This window comes from Streptomyces sp. NPDC079020 (genome assembly GCF_044542225.1).
Lineage (GTDB): Bacteria > Actinomycetota > Actinomycetes > Streptomycetales > Streptomycetaceae > Streptomyces.
In genome coordinates this window covers 109,444-130,628 of the sequence record NZ_JBITUB010000004.1, presented here as the reverse complement: position 1 = coordinate 130,628, position 21,185 = coordinate 109,444, and the positions used below count along the sequence as shown (strand labels likewise).

17 protein-coding genes and 2 pseudogenes are annotated in these 21,185 nt (G+C 71.4%); 8 read left to right on the top strand and 11 right to left on the bottom strand.

The window, feature by feature from the left end:
* Positions 1 to 120 precede the first annotated feature (120 nt).
* Together ACIGJO_RS10140 and ACIGJO_RS10135 are read left to right on the top strand one after the other, a co-directional pair.
* Positions 121 to 2,190 (top strand): PhoX family protein, encoded by a 2,070-nt coding sequence (locus ACIGJO_RS10140; protein ID WP_399955661.1) that lies wholly within the window; start codon positions 121 to 123, stop codon positions 2,188 to 2,190.
* Between the two features lie 85 nt (positions 2,191 to 2,275).
* A pseudogene (locus ACIGJO_RS10135) lies at positions 2,276 to 2,596 on the top strand (transposase); the annotation flags it as partial.
* 9 nt (positions 2,597 to 2,605) lie between these two features.
* Here ACIGJO_RS10135 and ACIGJO_RS10130 read toward each other — a convergent pair.
* The 4 genes from ACIGJO_RS10130 to ACIGJO_RS10115 form a co-directional block, all read right to left on the bottom strand.
* Positions 2,606 to 2,995 carry a thiol-disulfide oxidoreductase DCC family protein gene (locus tag ACIGJO_RS10130; RefSeq protein WP_399954890.1) on the bottom strand — a complete coding sequence of 130 codons (390 nt, stop codon included), beginning with the start codon at positions 2,993 to 2,995 and terminating at the stop codon, positions 2,606 to 2,608.
* Positions 2,996 to 3,104: 109 nt separating this feature from the next.
* Positions 3,105 to 4,259 carry an HTTM domain-containing protein gene (locus ACIGJO_RS10125; RefSeq protein WP_399954887.1) on the bottom strand — a complete coding sequence of 385 codons (1,155 nt, stop codon included), beginning with the start codon at positions 4,257 to 4,259 and terminating at the stop codon, positions 3,105 to 3,107.
* Between the two features lie 61 nt (positions 4,260 to 4,320).
* Positions 4,321 to 5,055 (bottom strand): DUF5819 family protein, encoded by a 735-nt coding sequence (locus tag ACIGJO_RS10120; protein ID WP_399954884.1) that lies wholly within the window; start codon positions 5,053 to 5,055, stop codon positions 4,321 to 4,323.
* A gap of 136 nt (positions 5,056 to 5,191) precedes the next feature.
* Positions 5,192 to 6,466 (bottom strand): ice-binding family protein, encoded by a 1,275-nt coding sequence (locus ACIGJO_RS10115; protein ID WP_399954881.1) that lies wholly within the window; start codon positions 6,464 to 6,466, stop codon positions 5,192 to 5,194.
* 330 nt (positions 6,467 to 6,796) lie between these two features.
* Between ACIGJO_RS10115 and ACIGJO_RS10110 the strand changes: the two are divergent.
* A pseudogene (locus tag ACIGJO_RS10110) lies at positions 6,797 to 7,410 on the top strand (IS5 family transposase); the annotation flags it as partial.
* 26 nt (positions 7,411 to 7,436) lie between these two features.
* Positions 7,437 to 7,856: an RNA-binding S4 domain-containing protein gene (locus tag ACIGJO_RS10105; protein ID WP_399954878.1), complete on the top strand. Its 420-nt coding sequence runs from the start codon at positions 7,437 to 7,439 to the stop codon at positions 7,854 to 7,856.
* A 153-nt stretch (positions 7,857 to 8,009) separates the two neighbouring features.
* Here ACIGJO_RS10105 and ACIGJO_RS10100 read toward each other — a convergent pair whose 3' ends face one another.
* The 4 genes from ACIGJO_RS10100 to ACIGJO_RS10085 all read right to left on the bottom strand — a co-directional run bounded on the left by ACIGJO_RS10100 (position 8,010) and on the right by ACIGJO_RS10085 (position 12,391).
* Positions 8,010 to 9,980 (bottom strand): FUSC family protein, encoded by a 1,971-nt coding sequence (locus ACIGJO_RS10100; protein ID WP_399954875.1) that lies wholly within the window; start codon positions 9,978 to 9,980, stop codon positions 8,010 to 8,012.
* Positions 9,981 to 10,014: 34 nt separating this feature from the next.
* The gene (locus ACIGJO_RS10095; protein WP_266922280.1) at positions 10,015 to 10,260 is read right to left on the bottom strand and encodes a DUF2630 family protein; all 246 of its coding nucleotides are present in this window, start codon (positions 10,258 to 10,260) and stop codon (positions 10,015 to 10,017) included.
* Between the two features lie 68 nt (positions 10,261 to 10,328).
* Positions 10,329 to 11,279 (bottom strand): NADP-dependent oxidoreductase, encoded by a 951-nt coding sequence (locus ACIGJO_RS10090; protein WP_399954871.1) that lies wholly within the window; start codon positions 11,277 to 11,279, stop codon positions 10,329 to 10,331.
* Positions 11,280 to 11,494: 215 nt separating this feature from the next.
* Positions 11,495 to 12,391, bottom strand: a complete 897-nt coding sequence (locus ACIGJO_RS10085; RefSeq protein ID WP_399954868.1) for a hypothetical protein — start codon at positions 12,389 to 12,391, stop codon at positions 11,495 to 11,497.
* A gap of 131 nt (positions 12,392 to 12,522) precedes the next feature.
* Between ACIGJO_RS10085 and ACIGJO_RS10080 the strand changes: the two genes are divergently transcribed.
* The 4 genes from ACIGJO_RS10080 to ACIGJO_RS10065 all read left to right on the top strand — a co-directional run bounded on the left by ACIGJO_RS10080 (position 12,523) and on the right by ACIGJO_RS10065 (position 16,492).
* Positions 12,523 to 12,930 carry a hypothetical protein gene (locus ACIGJO_RS10080; RefSeq protein WP_399954865.1) on the top strand — a complete coding sequence of 136 codons (408 nt, stop codon included), beginning with the start codon at positions 12,523 to 12,525 and terminating at the stop codon, positions 12,928 to 12,930.
* A gap of 248 nt (positions 12,931 to 13,178) precedes the next feature.
* Positions 13,179 to 14,150: an ATP-binding cassette domain-containing protein gene (locus ACIGJO_RS10075; RefSeq protein WP_399954861.1), complete on the top strand. Its 972-nt coding sequence runs from the start codon at positions 13,179 to 13,181 to the stop codon at positions 14,148 to 14,150.
* Positions 14,147 to 15,004, top strand: a complete 858-nt coding sequence (locus ACIGJO_RS10070) for an ABC transporter permease (RefSeq protein ID WP_399954858.1) — start codon at positions 14,147 to 14,149, stop codon at positions 15,002 to 15,004. The genes ACIGJO_RS10075 and ACIGJO_RS10070 overlap by 4 nt, the downstream gene beginning before the upstream one ends.
* A 282-nt stretch (positions 15,005 to 15,286) precedes the next feature.
* Positions 15,287 to 16,492, top strand: coding sequence for a MerR family transcriptional regulator (locus ACIGJO_RS10065; protein WP_399954855.1), 1,206 nt, complete (start codon positions 15,287 to 15,289; stop codon positions 16,490 to 16,492).
* Positions 16,493 to 16,549: 57 nt separating this feature from the next.
* Here the strand turns inward: ACIGJO_RS10065 and ACIGJO_RS10060 are convergent, their stop codons facing one another.
* The 3 genes from ACIGJO_RS10060 to ACIGJO_RS10050 form a co-directional block, all read right to left on the bottom strand.
* Positions 16,550 to 19,867, bottom strand: a complete 3,318-nt coding sequence (locus ACIGJO_RS10060) for an ATP-binding protein (RefSeq protein WP_399954852.1) — start codon at positions 19,865 to 19,867, stop codon at positions 16,550 to 16,552.
* A gap of 111 nt (positions 19,868 to 19,978) precedes the next feature.
* Positions 19,979 to 20,401 (bottom strand): universal stress protein, encoded by a 423-nt coding sequence (locus tag ACIGJO_RS10055; protein ID WP_399954849.1) that lies wholly within the window; start codon positions 20,399 to 20,401, stop codon positions 19,979 to 19,981.
* Positions 20,402 to 20,516: 115 nt separating this feature from the next.
* On the bottom strand, positions 20,517 to 21,185 hold the full coding sequence (locus ACIGJO_RS10050) for an FMN reductase (RefSeq protein WP_399954846.1): 669 nt from the start codon (positions 21,183 to 21,185) through the stop codon (positions 20,517 to 20,519).

Sequence of the window (21,185 nt, the reverse complement as noted above, 5' to 3'; positions counted from 1 at the left end):
CGGCGGATCACCAAGAGAGCAGCGGTGTCCCGGACTTCACCGTCCGTTCACCGGGAGTCCGTCGTACCGCGTGGATGCGCACCTACCGTCACGCAAGACACATAGATGGAGGGAAACCACGTGCGCAATCTGCTGCCGCTCATCAGCTCGCACCCGGGCGGGCGCTCTGCGCTGACCTGCCGCTTCCGCTGCGGTGACGCCTGCTTCAAGGAGATACCGAACACCAGCGACAACGAGTACGCGGGCGATGTCATCGCCGGCGCCCTGTCGCGTCGCTCGATGATGCGTGCCGCCGCCGTGGTGACCGTCGCCACCGCCGCCGGGACCGCCGCGCTGACCGGCCCGAACGCCCCGCAGGCCGAGGCCGCGGCGCTCGCCGGCCATGGTCACAGGCCCGGACACCCGCACCGGCCCACTCCCTTCGGTGCCCGCGGTCTGCGCTTCACGCCCGTGGCGCCCAACAAGAACGACAAGGTCACCGTCCCGGACGGGTACGGCCAGAACGTGGTGATCCGCTGGGGCGAGCCGATCCTGCGCGGGGCGCCCGCCTTCAATCCGGACAAGCAGTCCGCGAAGGCGCAGGCGGGCCAGTTCGGTTACAACAACGACTTCCTCTCCCTGCTCCCGCTCCGCGGTGAGCGCGGCCGTCAGGTCCTGGTCGCCAACCACGAGTACACGGACGAGATCCTGATGTTCCGTGGATACGATCCGGCCAACCCGACCCGCGAGCAGGTCGAGATCGCCTGGGCGGCGCACGGACTCTCCGTGGTCGTCGTCCAGGAGGAGCACCGCACCGGCAAGCTCGGCCCGGTCAACCGGCACCCGCTCAACCGCCGGCTCACCGCGACCAGCGAATTCCGGGTCACCGGCCCGGCCGCCGGCAGCGCCCTGCTGCGTACATCCGCCGACCGCACCGGCCGCAAGGTGTTCGGCACGCTCAACAACTGCGCGGGTGGCACCACGCCGTGGGGCACGACCCTGCACGGCGAGGAGAACTTCAACCAGTACTTCGCCAACGGTTCCACCGACATGCACAAGCGGTACGGCATCGGGGCGGGTGCCACGGAGCGCAAGTGGGAGCGGTTCGACAAGCGCTTCGACCTGGCCGAGGAGCCCAACGAGGCCAACCGCTTCGGCTGGGTCGTCGAACTGGACCCGTACGACCCGGACTCCACTCCGCGCAAGCGGACCGCGCTGGGCCGGTTCAAGCACGAGGCCGCCCAGCCCCGGCTGACCTCCGACGGGCGTCCGGTCGTGTACATGGGCGACGACGAGAAGTTCGACTACTTCTACAAGTTCGTCTCCAGCAAGCGGATGAAGAAGGGGAACTCGCGGGCGGCCCGCGAGCACAACCTCACGCTGCTGGACGAGGGCACGCTGTACGTCGCGAAGCTGTCCGGCGACTCCCCGGTCGAGGAGTTCGACGGCACCGGAAAGCTGCCCAAGGACGGCGAGTTCGACGGCAGCGGCGTCTGGATTCCGCTGGCCACGGGCAACACCTCGCATGTGCCCGGCATGACCGCCGAGGAGGTGTACGTCTACACGCGCCTGGCCGGTGACAAGGTCGGTGCCACGAAGATGGACCGCCCCGAGGACGTCGAGCCCTCGCCGCGTACCGGCCGCGTGTACATCGCGCTCACCAACAACTCCGACCGCGGCAAGGCGGGCAAGGCCGGGGCGGACGAGGCGAACCCGCGCAACGCCAACAAGCACGGCCAGATCCTGGAGCTCGCCGAGAACTGGGACGACCCGGCGGGTGACGGCTTCGCCTGGCGGCTCTTCCTCGTCGCGGGCGACCCGAACGACCCGGCGACGTATTTCGCCGGCTTCCCCAAGGAGAAGGTCAGCCCGATCTCCTGCCCGGACAACGTGGCCTTCGACGACCACGGCAACCTGTGGATCTCCACGGACGGCAACCAACTGGGCTCGCACGACGGGCTGTTCGGGGTTGCCACACAGGGTGACCGGCGCGGGGAGCTGAAGCAGTTCCTGACCGTGCCGACCGGCGCCGAGACCTGTGGCCCGCTCATCCAGGACCGCCGGGTCCTGGTCGCCGTGCAGCACCCGGGCGAGATCGACGGCGCGTCCGTCGAGAAGCCGGCGAGCAGCTGGCCCGACGGTCCCGGGAAGATCGTCCGCCCGTCGGTCGTCGCCGTCTGGCGCAAGGACGGCCGCGACATCGGCGTCTGAGACCGGACGCGCTTCCGGCAGGGGAGCCGGTCACGCGCGTCAGGCCCGTACCGACCCGGTGCGGGCCTGACGCGCGTCCCCGACCGGTCACCAAACGCGACACGACCCCCACCGCGGTCGGCACTTCAAGCCCGAGCGACTGCACGCGGACAAAGCGTACGACGTGCCCCACCTGCGGAAATGGCTATGGGGCAAGCGCATCGGCGTCCGCATCGCACGCAATGGCATCGAGTCCAGCGAACGCCTCGGCCGTCGCAGGTGGGTGATCGAGCGGACGATGTCATGGCTGACCGGCTACCGCCGGCTCAGCCCCCGCTACGAGCGCCAACCCGCCGACTACCCGGCCTTTCTCGGACTCGCCGCAGCCCTGTGCTGCCACAAGCGACTCGTCCGACTCACCACATAGGACACCGTCTTAGCCGGCGGGCCTGCGGCCCGCCGGCAGCGCGCAGGCCGGCGAGCCGCCGGGCAGACGGTCACGGTTGGTGGCGATGAGCCGGTAGGCACCGTGGGCGATCCAGCGTACCGGGGGCAGGGTGAGCAGGCCGCCCGGCCAGGCCCAGACACCGCCAGCACTCAACAGAAGCTTGGCGACGGCCTGCGCACCGCCGTACACCGTGCCGGCCGGTGAGATGTACAGCAGTTCGTGTTCGGCTCGCTGCTGGGTGACACCTAGAGCGCCCAGGTCCGCGAACTGCCAGGCTGTGACAGCGCAGTTCGGCCGCAACCACCGCACGAGGCAGTTCACCGAGGTCGTACAGAAGGCACAGTCACCGTCGTAGACCAGGACAGATCGATTCGGCATGGGCCCATCCTGCCTGAGTGAACCCCTCTGCGCCGGGAAGCTGTCCCAGTTCAACGAGGTCGACCGCCGTCCCTGTGGTGTCGTACGGCACCGGCAGTAACCAGGACGGTCAGCGCGGGTCCGGCGCCAGCCGATCCCTGCACGCATCATCCGGCCGCGCTCTTCCCGGAGTTGCCGACTCCCCGATGCCGGTTGATCCGCCCCTGAGCTGCGGAGGTACGGATCGCGAACCGGCCTCTCCCGGGGGAGTCGGCCGTCGCAGACCCATTCGCCCGGCCGCTCGTCGGCCCGAACGAGCCAGAAGAAGGTAGAAGCGGTCGGGAAGGAACGCCGCGTCGGCAACGATCATGGCACCGGAAAAGAGGGGAAGCCCCATGAGCACCGCGATGCCGATGTGCATGCCCAACAGCATTGCGAGAACCGGATACTTCAGCCTGCCGAAGAGCACGAACGGGAAGGCGACCTGCAGCAGCACCGTGACGTAGCTGGCGATCGCGATCAGGGTCACGTACTGGTCCACGACATGCGAGAGCGCCGGCCAGGGCTGGAAGAGTTCGAGGTTCAGAACATAGTGGAGAGCGGTACCCCCGCCCCAGGAAGCTCCCTGGACCTTGTAGAGACCGGCCGCCCCGTAGAGGAGACAGACCTGTGCCGCGATGACGAAGAGGCCGCAATTGTGCATGACCGTCGTCAAGGTGCCGCGTGTATCGCTCAGTTGCTGCAGCCAGTAGCTGCGAATCACGGGTCCCGGCGCTTTGGCCGATCGCGCGGTGGCTCGTCGGATTCTGCGGGCGTCCAGGGACCAGCGTCGACCGCAGGCGGTGAAGACGAGGTAGACGGCCATCAGCAGGATCAGGTTGTCTCCCCCGTCCGTCATGAAGATCGCTCTCGCGTGGAACGAGACCACCACCACGGCGAAGAGGACGGACACGGCGCGGGTCCGCCAGCCGAGCATGAACAGTGCGGACGTGAGGAGAGCCATCACGTAGCAGAGCTCGAAGTAGGTACGGCCGCCGGACAGAGTCAGGATGCTGTTCCAGCCCGACTGGTCGAAGAGCTGTTCCGCCAACCCGGGGGTCCAGGGCGAGCCGGGGCCCCAGATCTCGTCACGGTGCGGAAACTCGCGCAGGAGGAAGACGAGGTACAGCAGCCCGTAACCGATGCGCAGAACCGCGGCCGCGTACAAGGACACCGGCCGATCAGTCACAAGGGACCAGAACGCGCCGGCCCGCTCGGAGAGCCACTGGACCGGTCCGGTGGCCATGGGCTTCTGTCCCGTCGGCTGGTCCGCGGGCACTGTCGGGGATGGGATCGGGGAGACCTGCTCAGTTCCCATGGGGGGTCACCTTCCACCAAGGCAGAAGCCGGTTCTCGACCGGGACGGGCGGGCGGTTGGCAGCTGCGGTGCCGGGCGCGGCGATGGGCAGCGTCATGACGCGCAGCTGGATGAACTCGAACGGGCCGCCGTGGTGCTCCACGAAGCGGTCGGAGGCGATGTTGCGCAGGTACTTCCGCATCATCACGGCGCGTTCCGATCGCGCCTCGTCGCCTCCGCCGTGCAGTTCGACATAGGTGGTCCAGGCACGACGCAACAGGTTCTGCGTCGTGTGGCTCGGGAACACATTGTGCTCAACTGCCGAAGAATCCACGGCAGCCAGGTCGAACCAGTCACTCACCCGGACCGATCCGTCGGACTCGGTGTGTGAGGTTCTTGCCAGAACACGCCGGTTGGCGGAGTCGGGGTCCGGAGCGAACAGGCGCCAATTCTGCTCGAAAAGGGGGTACACCCACGCATTTACCTGAGGGCTGTACCGCTTCGAAATCGGGTTCGCGGGAGCCACATGGAGGAAGACCAGGGCGACATGGGTCAAGGCCGTCGCCAGACACATGAGTACGACGACGGACAAACCCTTTTGCAGCAACCGCCCGCCCCTGGCGCGGCTGCGCGACGCGGCCTCCCTGTTGCCGCCTTCGCAGGGCGGGCTGAAATCTGACCGTTGAATCTCTTCCATGTCCGCCGCTTGAATTCCGCCCGACACCGCCCACCCTGTCTTTCTCATGCCGGCTCTCACATCCACGCCATTGCTGGGAATACCGCTGACGGCATGCGGCAGAATCTGGATTCCGCCGCATGCCGTCAGGCTTTCATTCCGTCATTTCCGTCATCCCGCGGGAAAGCTCGGTGCGGTCCGCCACCTAGCCCGCGTAGCCCTCGGGGCTGCCTTCGCCCTCGGGCTTGTCCCCGTAGCCGTGGTGCTCGCCGGGCTTGCCCTCGTCCCCATGGCCAGGTCCTTCGCCATGACCGGGTCCTTCGCCATGACCGGGCCCTTCGCCATGACCGGGCCCTTCGCCGTGGCCGGGCCCTTCGCCGTGGCCGGGTCCTTCGCCGTGGCCGGGTCCTTCGCCGTGGCCGGGTCCTTCGCCATGGCCAGGTCCTTCGCCATGACCGGGCCCGCCACCATTGCCACCGGTGACGTTCCCTGAGGTATCGCCGCCGGTCGTGTTGCCCGCGACGTTCCCGGAGGTGTTGCCCGAGATGTTGCCGGACGTACCGCCGGTCACCGTGCCGGCGATCGGCCCGCCGAGCAGGCCGCCCCCGGTCGTGATGCCGCCGGTCGTGATGCCGCCGAGGACACCGCCGAGGACGCCCGTGGTCGTGCCACTGGTGGTGGTACCGGTCGTCGTGCCACTGGTGGTGGTACCGGTCGTCGTGCCACCGGTGGTGGTGGTCGAGCACGTCCCCGTGAAGATCCGGTTGGTGTCGAGCGTCACGGCACCGTTACGGGCCAGCGCCCGGCCCTGAATGTTCGTCCCCGTGGTCACACTGATCGAGGTCAGAGCCATGATGGTGCCGACGAAGGTGGAGTTGGTGCCCAGCGTGGCCGAACTACCGATCTGCCAGTACACATTGCAGGCAGAGGCGCCATTCGTGAGGAGCACGCGGCTGGAGGATGCCGTGGTCAGGGCTTCGGGGATCTGGAACACCCAGACGGAGTTGGGGTTTCCCCCGGCGTCCAGGACCAGATCGCCGGTGAGCCCTACGCCCGACACAGCGGTGTGAACTCCAGGAAGCAACGTGTCACCGTTGCCGATTCCCGCCGGAAGCGCGAAGTCCGTGGCCTGGCCTGCCGCATTGTTGTAGGCCACGACCAAGTCGCTCTTGGCCTGGAGTGCCACAGCGTCCGCGGAGTGCACGGCACCGAGCACCTCTCCGGGCGGGAAGCCGCTGATGGCCGTCCCCGGGCTCACTCCGAGGTCCTGGCTGATGACCGAAGGCCCTGTATTGGTGACCTCCGAACCTGCCAGCACGGAGAACGGGGCGGCCGTGCCCAGCGGCACGGGGGTTGCGATGGCCAGGGCCTGCGTCGGCGTCACGGCGACCATGACGCCGGCAACAGTTGCGGCAAGACCTGCGGAAAGCCAGCCGGACAAAGCGCGGCGGCGAGCGATTTTGGGGATCTTCAGCTTCATCGAGAGGCCATTCTCTATGAGAGGGTCCGTGGTCCGTGACATACCGGGCCCTACCGAATCGCCCGGGAAGCCTTCACGTTGTCGCCGCATAGTACGCATTTACTTTCACGCGCCGGAGAAAGGAGGTCACGGTTCCCGGGAATTCGTCATATCAGTGCACCGAAAAACCCTTGTTACATATAATTGACTATATGGACATTCGCCCGAGTGTGCCGATTCGGTAACTCACAGGAAGTACCATTCCTGGCCTTCGCCACAAGAGCATCCGCAACAGCTGGAATCGTGCCGCCGTCCAGGTGATTTCACAAAACCGTCGCGGTATCGGCGTGGCGGTCGACAGCCTGCAGGCGCCAACAGTTGAGGGCCGGTGTCCGGGGCCGCCTCCATGAAGCGGTGGTGTTCCGCCTCGACGACGCCGGCGTCATCGACGTCTCGCGCGTCGTGCTGGGCTCCGCGCACGTGCGGGCTAAGAAGGGGGCGAACACACAGGTCCGAGCCTCGTGGACCGGGGTGAGCCGGGTTCCGGGATGCACGTCCTGTCGGACGCGAACGGACTGCCCCTGGTCGTCGGCGTCTCCGCCGCGAACGTCCACGACAGCCTCGCCCTGAAGCCCATGGTCGCCGGTCACCAAACGCGACACGACCCCCACCGCGGTCGGCACTTCAAGCCCCAGCGACTGCACGCGGACAAAGCGTACGACGTGCCCCACCTGCGGAAATGGCTATGGGGCAAGCGCATCGGCGTCCGCATCGCACGCAATGGCATCGAGTCCAGCGAACGCCTCGGCCGTCGCAGGTGGGTGATCGAGCGGGCGATGTCGTGGCTGACCGGGTACCGCCGGCTCAGCCCCCGCTACGGGCGCCAACCCGCCGGCTACCCGGCCTTTCTCGGACTCGCCGCAGCATTGTGCTGCCACAAGCGACTCGTCCGACTCACCACATAGGACACCGTCTTATTAGAGTCGTACCCATGGTTTCCGGTGACGCACCACAGACGGAGGGAAGCGTCCGGGTCGACGTCTGGATCTGGTCGGTCCGGCTGACGAAGACCCGTTCGCAGGCCGCTGCCGCCTGCCGGGCAGGACATGTGAAGGTCGGCGGGGTACGGGCCAAGCCCGCCCAGACGGTCGGCGTCGGCGACGAGGTGCGGCTCCGGCACGCGGGGCGGGACCGGATCGTCGTCGTGTCGAAGATCGTGAAGAAGAGGGTCGGCCCGCCGGTCGCGGCGGAGTGCTTCGTCGACAACAGCCCGCCCCCGCCGCCCCGTGAAGTGGCGATCGAGGTACCGGTCCGGGACAGGGGCGCCGGCCGGCCGACCAAGCGCGACCGGCGGGAGATGCAGCGCCTTCAGGGCCGCGCCCCGGAACAGGCGCCCGGCCCGCGGCACTGACTTGTACTGACCCGCACGGGCTACCACGGGCTCTCTGGGGCTCGTACGGGTCCGTGGGGTGTTTCACGTGAAACACCCCACCGGGACGGTTGTGGCCGAGGGGGGTCGAGCCCGTACGGGGCTGAGCGGGAGCCGCCGCGAGGCCGGACCGGGTCAGGGTTGGGGCGAGGCGATGGCGCGGGCAGCCGCCACCTCCTGGCGCAGTGGCTCAAGGACGCTGTCCTCGTCGCCCGGCAGCTCCGCCCGCACCTCAACCAGGACCTCGCTGCTCCGGATGCCGTCGGCCAGCTCCCGCAGCTGCCGCTCGATCCCCGACACCTCGTCGGGCGAGGGCTCCGGGGCGCCGTGGTTCACCCGGACCCGGGCCGCCGTCGTCGCGTCCACGATCCGTTCGACGGCGACGACGAGCGGCCACCAGGCGGCGGCCCGGGTGCCGACCGGGGGCGGTTCCGTCAGGGCCCGCTGGAATTCGGACCTTACGGAGGACAGGTCGCGGTAGAGCCGGCGGCGGGCCCGTACCCGTTCGGCCTGGTCGGTGCCCCGGCCGTCGAAGCCGCAGGCCACATAGTCGGCGATGTCCGTCACGGCGTCGGCGAGCCGGGAGCCGATCCGGGTGTGCCAGCTCTCCGGCCACAGCAGATAGCCCGCGATCAGTACGATTCCGCAGCCGATCAGACTGTCCAGGAAGCGTGGCCAGACCAGCCCCACGCCCTGATGGTTCAGCAGGTCCGACAGCAGCAGGATGACCGGGGTGATGGCCGCGGTCTGGAAGGCGTACCCCTTCGCCGTGAGTGCCGGGATCAGCGCCGCGAGCACCACCATCACGGGCACGTCCCACCACCCGATCGGTACCGCGGACAGCACCGGGGCGGCGACGACGAGCCCGGCCGCCGTCCCCACCGCGCGCAGCACGGCACGCGAGAACACCGAACCGAAGTCGGGCTTCAGGACGAACGTGACGGTCAGCGCGACCCAGTACGAGCGGGGCACCGGGACCAGCGAGGTGAGCGCCTGCGCCAGACCGATGCAGAGGGCCAGCCGGAGCCCGTACCGCCAGGACGTGGCGGAGAGGAGCACACTGCGGGTCGTCCGGCGGATCCGTACACCGAGCGCGGCGGGCCGTCCGAGCCGGTCGTCCACGTTGTACGGGTCGGGGTCGGCCTTGTGTACGACGGTCGCCGTGTGCCGCAGCGCGCTGTCCACCGCACGGGCCTCGGGGGAGTCCGGTTCGGGCAGCCGGAGTTCGGGCTCGCCGGTACGGCTCCGCTCGACGTCGTCCGCCAGTTCGCGGACCGCCGCCGGGATCTCGGCGTGCAGCGGGTGGCGGCGCAGATGCACGGCGGGTGCCGCCTCGACGAGCGGGATGACGACGTTGAGCTGGGACAGGAGCCGCACCATGGGGGCGCTGCGCCCGTGGTAGCGGGCACGACGGGCGAGGATCAGGTCGTAGGAGGTGTTGAGCGACTGGGTGACCGCCTGGCGCTGCTGTTCGTACTCCGGGGTCGCGGCGGCCGTCAGCAGATCGGCGATGGACCGGTAGGTGTCGGCGACCGCGACGCGTTCGGGGAGCTTGCCGCGGAACGGCCAGGAGAGCAGGGTCAGGGCCAGCACCACCAGGCCGCCGAGGGTCAGCAGCAGGGGTGCCACCCACCAGGGGTCCGGCATCGGCAGACCGGCGCCGACCACCGCGTTGAGCAGGAGCAGCAGGCCGGAGACGGAGGCGACGGCGCCGATCGTCGACATCATGCCGGAGACCAGGCCGACGAGGGTCAGTACGGCGACGGCCGCCCAGCCGGTCCCGAACACGAAGGTGCCCAGCATGATGCCGAGGGCCCCGAACAGTTGCGGCACGGCGATGTTGAGGATCCGCATGCGGTAGGCGTCGGCGGTGTCGCCGATGACACCGGACAGGGCGCCCATCGACACGAGTGCGCCGTACGCGGGCCGGTCGGCGGCGAAGCCGACGGCCAGCGGGGCGGCCAGGGCGATGGAGGCGCGCAGGACCGCGGCCCGGTGAATGGGCGCGGACTGCGGGCGCAGCCCGTTCAGCAGCCAGGGCGGTGGGGCCGCGCGCTTCCGTTCGGCTTCCGCTTCCGTATCGGCGGCGTCGTCGGCCGTGGCCACTGCGTACCCCCTGGCTGTTCTTCGAGGTCTCCGGTCAGCTCTGGTAGCCCTCCACCTCGTCGGCGGGGCGGACCCTCGCCACGGACGGGTCCTCGCCGAATTCGCTGAGGGCGCGCCGCTGACGCAACAGGTCCCAGCACTGATCGAGTTGGATCTCCACCGTACGCAGGCGCGCCTTCTCCTCCGCCGACAGGCCCGGATTCCCGGTGGACCGGTCGCGCAGGGCCCGCTCCTCGGCGACCAGTCCGTCGATGTTCTCGAAGATGTCGCGGTCGGCCATGGGGGTTCCTCCGTTGGAGTCTCGTGGGTGCGGTGGGTGCGGTGGGTGCGGTGAGAGCCGGTGACGGGTCAGAGGGCGAAGACGGTTTTGCCGCGGGCGCCGCCCGCGCGGTTCCGGGCGAGGGCCTGCGGGGCTTTCTCCAGGGGGAGCTCGATGTCGATGGGGCTGTGCAGCGTGCCCGACAGGGCTCCGGCGGCCAGCACGTCGAGCAGGCCGGGGGCCGGGGCCAGCCGGAAGCCGACGCACTCCACCCCGGTGGGAGGCGCGGCCAGTCCGGCGACCGGGCGGGTGGTGAGTGCGACTCCGCCCTCGCGCACGAGGGCGGAGGCCGCGGCGAAGGCGGCCGGGTCGGTGGAGACCAGGTCGACGAGGGCGTCGGCCCCGTCCGGGGACATCTCCCGCAGCCCCGCTTCCAGAGCCCCGGGCCCGGCGGTGATATCGATGGTGGCGGCCGCTCCGAGGGAGCCCATCCGCCGTTCCTCGTCGCCGCGCACCACCGCGATCACCCGCACCCCGCGGGCTGCGGCGAGCTGGGTCAGATAGCTGCCGACACCGCCCGCCGCCCCGATGACGAGCAGGGTCCCGCCGCTGCCGGCCCGCGCGGACGCGAGGATCTGCGCGGCGCTCATCCCGGCGGACGGGAGTGCCGCCGCGATCCGGAGCGGCAGGTCACGGGGGGCGAGGGCGATCGGGGAGTTCTGCGGCACCGACACGTACTCGCTGTACGTCCCCTGTCCCACGGGCGGACGCGTCACGCGGCCGAAGACGGGGTCCCCCACCCGGAACCGGTTGCAGCCCCTGCCGATCAGGTCCACCCGGCCCGCGAAGTCCACGCCCAGGACCAGGGGAAAGACATGCGGGGCGGAGCCTTCCAGGGCGCCGTCCGCGGTCTGCCAGTCGAGCGGGTTGAGCGCGGCGTACTCGATCCGCACCCGGACCTCTCCGGGTCCGGGCTCCGGCTTGGGGACCTCGACCGGGCGCGGCTCCGTACGGAACGCGCTGACCGCGATGGCTCGCATGGGGGAAGGCCTCTCCGTCGCGCCCGGTACTGTCGCGCCCGGTACTCACGAGTCCCACTGTCGCCCGGCCCACGCCCGCCCGCACGTCGGGTCCGCCCGCGTGCACGGGGCCCGGCGGTCCGCGCGCGGCTCAGGTTCGGACAAGGCCCCCCACCCGTATGACGCCCGCCCGTACGATGCCCGCCCGTACGACGCCCGCCCGCACGGCGGCTGCGCTAACCCGGCGGAACGCCGGGGTCCGCCCGTTCCGGCCGCGCCGCCCGGCGACGGGTCAGCAGCCGCACCACCACCGCCCCCACCAGCAGGACGGCGCCCACGGCCAGCACCACCCACACGGTCGTCCGCAGCGACGCGGTCAGGGCGTCGAGGACGGCCGCGGCCGCGTCCCGGTCGGTGTGCGGCACCTCGTCCAGCACCCGGTTCCGGCCGACGGCGACCAGCACCCACAGCACGACCGCTCCGGCCACGAACCCCGCCCCGACGACCGCCGCGGCCGTCAGCGCGGCGCGCCGGCCGCCCCGCACCGCCGCGATGCCCACCATCAGCACCAGGAGCACCAGGGTTCCCACGGCCGGCCACACGCTGCAGTACCGCAGCCAGCGGAACGAGCCGCGAAGGCTGTCGGCCTGTTCGGCCGTGAGCACCGTGATCTCCGTGTGCCGGACGGGAATCCGGGCCGCGAACGTGACCCCGTCACGTACCAGTTCCTGCTTGACCTGCTCGATCACGGGCGCCAGATCGATGGTCACGGCCTCCCCGGTCTCACCGTCCAGTGCCGAGGCCACCGCCTCGTGCGCGGTGCGGTTGGCCGTGTCCCAGGCCGTCCGGAACGCGTCGGTGGTGGTGAACGACAGCGCGGTCCCGTGAAGGAGATCCCGGACGGTGTCCTGGAGCGGTCCGAGGTCGATCTGCTTCATCGCCTCGTCGGTGATCCGGTCGGCCACGGTGTTCCGCACGGCGGGATCGGAGGCGAGCGGGGAGACGGCGGCCAGGTACCGGTCGGTGTCGTCGATCTCCAGATCGACCCAGGCGGAGAGCGCGCTCAGCGGCACCAGGACGGCGAGGAGGAGGAACAGCACTGCCGACAGGGCCGCTGAGAGGTAGGTCCGCACACCCCCAGCAAATCCCCTGCAGGGGCCGCCCGCCGCGAGCCGTACGCCATTCGAGTTGCCGTGCGGCGTGGTCGGGTGTGCGCTGGATGGACGGGGGCGTGCGACGGGGGAGAGGGAAGGAGCTGTCCGCCATGGCCACACACGCAGCCATGCCGACCCGTGGGGGCTCGCGGGTTCGCGCACGGGCACGCCATCACAGTCCGCTCGCCTGGGCCCTGCCGCTCACGCTGGGCGTCATCTTCGGCTTCTACGCGGCATTCATCCGACGCGACGGCGGCCCGAGCACCGGCGGGCAGGTCGTCCTCGGGCTGGTCTCCGGAGCGGCGCTGGCCGTGCTCTGTTTCGTGCTGGGCCGGATCCAGCACGCGCTGCCGCGCGAGCTGAGAGCCGCGGCCTACGGCGGGCTGACCGCCTGCGCGATCGGATTCCTGGTCAGCCTCACCGATACGAGCGTGCTGCGGTCCACCGGGCTGGGACTGGTGGTCGGGGCCGTGATGCTGTGCGCCTCGTTCTATGTCTTCTACACCAGGGAGGACTGAGCGTTCCGTACCGGACAGGGCCCAGGGCGCGGTCCCGTTCTCCCCACCGGGCGTGGCCGCCGGATTCGATCTGGCGACCGCGCCCCGCCGTCTGGCGCCCCTGGGGCGAGGAGGCGGCCCGCACGCCGGTCACCTCCGCGCGCCACGGGTTCGGGAGCCACCGGCACGGGTCCACCGGTCAGTACCGGGTGGACAGCCGGGACCGGTCCCCGGCGCACCCCCGCCCATCGACGTACAGGGAACGGAACATGAGCACTGAACTGGCCATCGAGACCGCGGGGCTGGTGAAGACCTTCGGCGAGAACCGCGCGGTGGACGGCGTCGACCTGGCTGTCCCGACCGGCACGGTCTACGGAGTCCTCGGACCCAACGGCGCCGGGAAGACCACCACCGTACGGATGCTCGCGACGCTGCTGCGGCCGGACGGCGGCGAGGCCCGGGTGTTCGGCAACGACGTCGTGAAGGACGCCGACGCCGTCCGCGGCAGGGTCAGTCTCACCGGGCAGTACGCCTCGGTCGACGAGGACCTCACCGGCGGCGAGAACCTGGTGCTGCTCGCACGCCTTCTCGGGCATGCCAAGCCGGCCGCCCGGACCCGGGCGGAGCAGCTGCTGGAGGGCTTCGGGCTGACCGCGGCGGCGGGCAAGCAGGTGAAGAACTACTCGGGCGGCATGCGGCGCCGTATCGACATCGCCGCCTCCATCCTGAACACCCCGGACCTGCTCTTCCTCGACGAGCCGACGACCGGTCTCGATCCGCGCAGCCGCAATCAGGTGTGGGACATCGTGCGCACGGTCGTCGCCCAGGGCACCACGGTCCTGCTCACCACCCAGTACCTGGACGAGGCGGACCAGCTGGCGTCCCGGATCGCCGTCATCGACCACGGCAGGGTGATCGCGGAGGGGACCAAGGGCGAGCTGAAGGCCTCGGTCGGCTCCGGCACCGTCCATCTGCGGCTGCGCGACCCCGCGCAGCGGCCCGAGGCCGAGCGGGTGCTGGCGACCGCCCTGGACGCGACGGTCCAGCCGGAACCGGACCCCCTGGCGCTGACCGCCCGGGTCACGGGGAACGGCACCGAGCAGGGCGCGGCGGCGCAGGCCGCACGGGCGCTGGCGGAACTGGCCAGGTCCGGCATCACCGTCGACAACTTCTCGCTGGGCCAGCCCAGCCTCGACGAGGTCTTCCTCGCACTCACCGACAAGAAGGGGGCGGCGGCTTGAGTACCACGACCGCCAGGACGGAACCCGACGACGCGGCGCTCGCCGCACCGGACGCGGAGCGGCTCGCGTCCCTCCTGGTGGGCCGGCAGCGGCCGCCGAGGCCGAGCGCGCTGTCGGCCTCCGTCACCTTCGGGTGGCGGGCCATGCTGAAGATCAAGCATGTGCCGGACCAGCTGTTCGACGTGACGGCGTTCCCGATCATGCTGGTCCTGATGTACACGTACCTCTTCGGCGGGGCGCTGGCCGGTTCGACCGGGGAGTACATCCAGTTCCTGCTGCCCGGCGTCCTGGTGATGAGCGTCGTGATGATCACGATGTACACCGGGGTCTCGGTCAACACCGACATCGCCAAGGGTGTCTTCGACCGCTTCCGTACGCTGCCGATCTGGCGGCCCGCGCCGATGGTCGGCTATCTGCTGGGCGATGTGCTGCGCTATGTGCTGGCCTCGCTGGTGATGCTGGTCGTCGGCATGATCATCGGCTTCCGGCCGGACGGCGGAGTGGTCGGGATGGTGGCGGGAGTGGCCCTGCTGCTGGTGTTCTCGTTCGCGTTCTCCTGGATCTGGACGATGTTCGGTCTGCTGCTGAAGTCCGAGAAGTCGGTGATGGGCGTCAGCATGATGGTGATCTTCCCGCTGACGTTCCTGAGCAATGTGTTCGTCGACCCGAAGACGATGCCGGGCTGGCTCCAGGCCTTCGTGAACAACAGCCCGGTCACGCATCTGGCCTCGGCGGTCCGTGAGCTGATGGCCGGGAACCGGCCCATGGCGGAGATCGCCTGGACACTCGGCTGGTCCGCGCTGTTCGTGGCGGTGTTCGGCCCGGTCACGATGCGGCTCTACAACCGCAAGTGACGTGCCACGCCCTGTGGGCGTACGGCGGATCCCACGGACCCCGCCCCCGACCTCACGGACCCCGCACCGGATCCCACGGAGCCCGCCCGGGATCTCACGGAGCCCGCCCCGGACCTCACGGACCCCGCCCGGGATCTCACGGAGCCCGCCCCCCGGACCTCACGGAGCCCGCCCCGGACCCCGGCGTCGCGTTCCGGCGGCCCATCCTTGACCTTCCCCGCGGGGGAAGCCCCAGCATCGGTGGGGCCGGGCGGGAAGACGTCCGGTACGAGGAGGTACGTGGTGGAACGCGAAGGCCGTGCGGCGGGCGGGCTGGTGACGATCGGGGAGTTCGCCCGGCTGTCCCGGCTCTCCGCCAGGGCGCTGCGACGCTACGACGAGCTGGGCCTGCTCCGCCCCGCCCTGGTCGATCCGGAGAACGGCTACCGGTACTACGACCGGGCGCAGGTGGAGACGGCCCGGCTGGTGGCGTGGCTGCGCAGGGTCGGCATGCCGCTCACCCGGATCACCGCGGTGGTGGCGCTCGGACCGGGCGCCGCCGCTGCGGAGATCCGGGCCTACTGGGCGCGGGTGGAGGCCGAGACGGCGGCCCGTCGCGATCTGGCGACGTTCCTCATCGACCATCTGTCAGCGGAGGATGTCGCGATGCCGAAGACGCCGGACGATGCACGGGGCAGTAACGACGCACATGCGCACTACGGCCCCGGCGGCGGGGCCGGAGCCGGAACAACGGAGCGGGGCGGGGCCGGGGCCGGGCTGGGAACGCTCGGCATCCGGTACGCCGCGCTCTGCGAGACGGGGGCGGTGCGGGAGTCAAACCAGGACGCGGCCCACGCGGGGGCCCGATTGCTGGCCGTCGCCGACGGCTTCGGCGAGAGCGGCGCCGAGGCGAGTGCGGCGGCCCTCGACGCGCTGAAACCCGCCGCCCACGCGGTGGCCGGCGCCGCGGATCTGCTCAACGCGCTGGAGGACGCGGCGTACCGCGCGTCCCGGGCGGTCCGGGACGCCGTGGCGGGGCGCCCCGCGCCTCAGGAGTCGGGGACCACGCTCACCGCGATGGTGTGGACCGGCTCCCGGCTGGGGCTGGTGCACATCGGGGACTCGCGGGCCCATCTGCTGCGGGACGGCGAGCTGTTCCGGATCACGCACGACCACAGCCTGGTCCAGTCGATGATCGACGACGGTGCGCTGACCGCGGAGGAGGCGCGCTCCCACCCGCAGCGCGCACTCCTGCTCAAGGCGCTGGCGGGCGGGGCGGACACGGCACGGCGCCGGCCCGATGTCGGGCTCCACGAGGCCCGCCCCGGTGACCGCTACCTCCTGTGTTCGGACGGGCTGTCGGCGGTGGTGGACGAGGAGGACCTGCGCCGGGCGGTCATCGCGGCGGACGGTCCCGACGCGGCCGTACGCGATCTGGCGGCCCTGGCCGCGGACGCGGGCGGTCCCGACAACGTGGCGTGTGTCGTCGCCGATGTCGTGGCGCTGTGAGGCGGGCGCGCGAACGGGCCGCCCGCGTCACAGGCTCCAGTCGACGCGCCGCCCGCGTCACAGGCGCCAGTCGGGGAGGTCACCGGGGCGGTAGGCGCAGGTGGTGCCCGTGGTCACGGACTCCCGCAGATGCGCGGCCAGTCCGGGGTGCAGCGCGTCGAGCTTGCGCAGGGTGTCCCGGATGCGGGCGGTGACGGTCTTGCGGGCCCGTTCGGACTCGTCGCCCAGACGGCGGGTCCTGCCGCCGAGCCCGGCCGCGCGGCGCAGCTCGTCCAGCAGCGCCCGCCGCTCCCGGTCGTACTCCCCGGCCCTCCGTACGTCGTCCCGCGCCGCGGCACGGTCTATCTCCGCGTCGAGCCGGTCCAGGCGTTCCTTGTAGCGGCGCCTGGCCTCCTCGTCGAGCACGGGGTCGCCCCCGAGCCGGCGGGCGGCGGCCACGAGCTCGCCGCCCTCAGGGGCGAGCAGACGTACGGCGGGGACGTCGGTGCCGGGCACCCGTAGCAGGATGTGCAGGTCGCGGAGCCCCTTGGCGTCGGGCACATGGACGCTCACCCCGGCCCAACGGAGCGACCACACGGGCCCGTTCCGCCGGAACTCCGCGGCGGCCGGTACGGCGATGCCCCCGGGCGGTGTCCGCGGGGTGGAGCGGGCCTGCGGGGACGCGGCCCCGGACGCCAGGTGGGTCAGGCCCAACTCGGCCGCTTCCCTGCCGACTTCGGTCAGCAGCCGGCCCGCCCGCACGGCGTCCTCCGAAGGGGCACCCACCGCCGCGCCCGGGGCGGCACCGGCTCCGCTCCCGCCCCGGGCGAGCAGGGACTCCGCCAGATGCAGCCGGGCGCGTACGGACCAGGGGCGGGCGCCCAGGCGGTCCGAGGAGGCGGCGGCGTCGGTGAGCCGCGCCACCGCCGTGTCCCGGTCCTCGCGGGCGGCGGCGAGCAGGCCGAGCCAGAGGTCGACGGGACCGCTGATGTCGCACCCGTACAGCGAGACGACCCACTGCCCGGTGTACGGCGCGAGCGCGTCCTCGGCCCGGGAGATCAGCTGCCGGTCACCCGTCAGCGCGGCCGTCTGCGCCAGCAGCCGGAGCCACAGCGGGGTGAGGGGCCGCGAGTAGGGGGTGGCCCGGCCGGACCTCTCGGCGATATGGCGCAGCGCGGGCGCCGCGTCGCCCTGCTCCACCGCCGTGATCGCCTCCAGCAGGCGGGAGTAGGGATATCCGGTGCCCGGCAGGCCGGCGAGAACAGCCTCGGCCTTCTCGTACCGCCCCTGGAGCAACTGGTGGGCCCAGTGCAGATGGTCCGCCGTGAAGCCGAACGGTGACGCCTCGGCGTCGCCCTCGCCCAGCGCCTTGTCCGCGAGGGCCTCGTCGGCCTCGGCGAACCGCCCCTGCAGGGAGGCGATCAGGCCGGTGTCGACGGCGATGCCCAGATCGAAGCGGGGCATGCCGGACCGCTCGGCGAGCGTGACGTAGGTGCGGAACTGGTCCACGAACCGCGGGTCGCCGAGCTCCAGCAGGGTCACCCACCGCATCGACGTGGCGTGCAGCTCCATCTCGCGGTGGTGGGTGCGCCGGGCCACGGCGGTCATCTCGTCGGTCAGCGCCAGGCGTTCCGCCGAGGAGCCGAGCCCCCAGAGGGAGTCGTGGAGCGCCCAGAGGGAGAAGGCGAGCGCCTCGTCGTCCGAGCCGCGCCGGGCGAGCGACACGATGTTGATGGCCAGTTCCTGGGCGAGCCGGTCGGCGGAGAGGTTCTCCTGGCCGTCCTTGCCGGTGAGCTTGCGGTGCGCCTCGCGCAGCAGGGCCGGCGTGGACGCGTCCCGGGAGCCCAGGGCGCCTTGGCGGTGCAGGGTCATCGCGACCCGGGCCAGCAGCTCCGGCTCGTCCATCTCCTGGGCGAGTGCGACGACCCGGTCCAGACAGCGCTGCCCCTCCGCCTGCTCACCGCCGATTCGCAGCTGCCAGGCGAGGTCCAGGCAGATCAGCGCGATCCGGCGGTGGTCCGGCATCTCCTGCTCCGGCGCCTCCCGCTCCGGCGTCCCCCCGGCCGCCGTCCCCGTCCCCGCCTCCGCCGCTTCCCCCTCCGCCGCGGCCAGGGCCCGCCGGTAGTGGCCGACGGCCTCCTCGCCGGCCAGCCGTCCCGAGGCGTCTCGGGCGGCGTCCAGGAGCAGGCCGACACGGCGTTCGCGGTCCAGGGCCCCGCCCGCCAGATGGGCGTGCCGGGCGAGGTCACCGGGGAAGACGGACCCGGCGAGCCCGCTGTGGGCGTCCAGGTTCCGTACGACCTCCGCGTGGCGCGCGCGGACCGCCGTCGCGTCCAGCGAGGCGTACAGCGTCTCGCGCAGCAGGTCGTGGGCGAAGGAGTAGTGCCCGGACGGGCGGGCGACGACGACGCGGGCCGAGACCGCGCGTTCCAGCAGGGCTTCCACCTGCGGGACGGGTGCGCCGTGCACCGCGGCGAGGACCTGGCGACGGAACTCCCGGCCGAGGACGGCCGCGGTGGTCAGCAGGGCGACCACCGGACCGGGCAGCAGGCTCAGCCGCTGACCGACCGCCTCGCGCACACCGGGCGGAATGGTGGAGAGCGGGCTGCCGCTGTGCCAGAGCCGGGCGGTCTGCTCGACGAAGAAGGGATTGCCGCCCGTACGCCGGTGGACCTCCTCGACCAGCCGCGCCGCGGGCTCCCGGCCCGTCGTGACGGCCATCAGCGCTCCCACCTCGTCGCGGCCGAGGCCGGTCAGGGTGAGGGTGGCCGAGGCGCGGGAGACGAGCGGAAGGATCAGCTGCTGGAGCGGGTGTCCCGGGGCCTCCACCTCCACGTCCCGGTAGGTCCCGACGAGCAGCAGGCGCTCGAACCAGGCGTGCTGGGCGGCGAACTCCAGGAGCCGCAGCGATGCCGGGTCGGCGCTGTGCAGATCGTCGAGGACGACTATCAGCGGGCGGCTCTGCGAGACCGTGACGAGGGCCGTGGTCACCGCGTCGTACAGTCCGAACGTCTCCGCGCCGTCCGGTGGACCCGCCTCCGGCTCCGGAGCTGTTCCCGGCCCGCTGCCCGGCTCGCCGAGCAGCACGCCCAGCCGTCCGTCCGACGCCTCCTGGGCCGCGGCCCACTCCGCGTCGGTGGCCGCGCGGCGCACACCGCGCAGCACCTGCACCCACGGCCAGTAGCCCGGGGTGCTGTCGGAGTCCCAGCAGGAACCGCCGACCACGAGCGCCCCGTGCCGCCGCGCCCCGTGGGCGGCGTCCACGACGAGCGCCGTCTTTCCGATGCCGGCCTCGCCCGTGACGAGCACCAGGCCGCCGTGGCTGTCCGTCGCCCGGCCGATCTCGGAGCGGAGCACGCCTGCGGGATGGTCGCGCCCGAAGAGAGCTGGGGTCATGGCTACACGATAGGAGCACCCCCTGACAGCGGGCGGCCCCGCGTGGAATCACGCGGGGCCGCCCGGAGCCCGGTCCGCCGGTCGTGTACGACGGTCAGTCACATACGACGGTCAGTCGCGTACGACCGTCACCGGGCAGGGTGCGTGCTGGGTGACGTGGAGGCTGACGGAGCCGAGCAGCGTGGCCTTGAAGCCGCTGTACCCGCGGGCACCCACGACCAGCAGATTCGCGCCCTTGGCCCGGTCCAGCAGGGCCTGGGCCGGGTTGCCGATGACCACGATCTTGCTGACCCGGGCCGCCCCCTCGGCGCCGAGGGACTCCTCCAGCGCCTCGGTGAGGGACACGGTCGCCAGCGCCTGCGGATCGAAGTCCTCCGGCATGCCCGGCATCATGGACGCCCAGCTGGTCGCGGGGTACTCCCAGCTGTTCACGGCCTCCACCGAATCACCGGTCAGCTCGGCCTGGCGTACGGCCCAGCGCAGTGCCTTGATCGACGAGTCGGAGCCGTCCACACCTACGACGATCCTGCCCATATCTGCCTCCAGCTAGGTCAAAGATCAGCTTTCGAACCAACTGTAGTCAAACGGGACAAGCTGTCGTGCGGTGGGTCGGTCCGGGGGGACCGGCCCACCGCCGGCCCGGCCGGGCTCAGTCGAGCCGGAGGTCGGCGAGCTGCTGCTCGAACGGCACGACCTCGTCCTCGCCGCCGTCCGGGCCGGGTGTCCGGGCCGCGCCGGAGACCGTCCGCCCCATGACCGCCGAGGCCAGCTCGCCGCCGGCCCGCCTGATGCGGGAGGGCAGGCCCTCGGTGTACTCGTCACCGGACGAGCCCCAGTCCTCCGAGGCCGCGTACACGGACGTCGGTACGGTGACGGCCCGCAGATAGGCGAAGAGCGGACGCATCGCGTGCTCCAGGACCAGCGAGTGCCGGGCCGTGCCGCCCGTCGCCGCGATCACGACGGGCTTCCCGGTCAGGGCGGTGTTGTCGATCAGGTCGAAGAACGACTTGAACAGTCCGCTGTACGAGGCGGTGAACACCGGTGTCACCGCGATCAGCCCGTCGGCCTCCGCCACGGTCTCGATCGCCTGCTTCAGGGCCTGCGGCGGGAAGCCGGTGACCAGGTGGTTGGCGATGTCGACGGCCAGATCGCGCAGCTCGATGACCTGGACCTCGACGCCGCGGTCCTGCTCCGTCCGCAGCCGCTCGCCGGCCGCCCCGGCCAGCCGGTCGGCCAGCATCCGGGTGGAGGAGGGCTTGCTCAGCCCGGCGGAGACGGCCACGATCCTCAGCGGCTCGGTCGCGATGGTGTCGAACAC

Bases quoted from the DNA above. Each gene is read 5' to 3' on its own strand.
- ACIGJO_RS10130 (WP_399954890.1), bottom strand. From the start codon at position 2,995: ATGCCGAATCGATCTGTCCTGGTCTACGACGGTGACTGTGCCTTCTGT.
- ACIGJO_RS10125 (WP_399954887.1), bottom strand. From the start codon at position 4,259: ATGGCCACCGGACCGGTCCAGTGGCTCTCCGAGCGGGCCGGCGCGTTC.
- ACIGJO_RS10120 (WP_399954884.1), bottom strand. From the start codon at position 5,055: ATGAGAAAGACAGGGTGGGCGGTGTCGGGCGGAATTCAAGCGGCGGAC.
- ACIGJO_RS10115 (WP_399954881.1), bottom strand. From the start codon at position 6,466: ATGAAGCTGAAGATCCCCAAAATCGCTCGCCGCCGCGCTTTGTCCGGC.
- ACIGJO_RS10105 (WP_399954878.1), top strand. From the start codon at position 7,437: ATGGTTTCCGGTGACGCACCACAGACGGAGGGAAGCGTCCGGGTCGAC.
- ACIGJO_RS10095 (WP_266922280.1), bottom strand. From the start codon at position 10,260: ATGGCCGACCGCGACATCTTCGAGAACATCGACGGACTGGTCGCCGAG.
- ACIGJO_RS10090 (WP_399954871.1), bottom strand. From the start codon at position 11,279: ATGCGAGCCATCGCGGTCAGCGCGTTCCGTACGGAGCCGCGCCCGGTC.
- ACIGJO_RS10080 (WP_399954865.1), top strand. From the start codon at position 12,523: ATGGCCACACACGCAGCCATGCCGACCCGTGGGGGCTCGCGGGTTCGC.
- ACIGJO_RS10075 (WP_399954861.1), top strand. From the start codon at position 13,179: ATGAGCACTGAACTGGCCATCGAGACCGCGGGGCTGGTGAAGACCTTC.
- ACIGJO_RS10060 (WP_399954852.1), bottom strand. From the start codon at position 19,867: ATGACCCCAGCTCTCTTCGGGCGCGACCATCCCGCAGGCGTGCTCCGC.
- ACIGJO_RS10055 (WP_399954849.1), bottom strand. From the start codon at position 20,401: ATGGGCAGGATCGTCGTAGGTGTGGACGGCTCCGACTCGTCGATCAAG.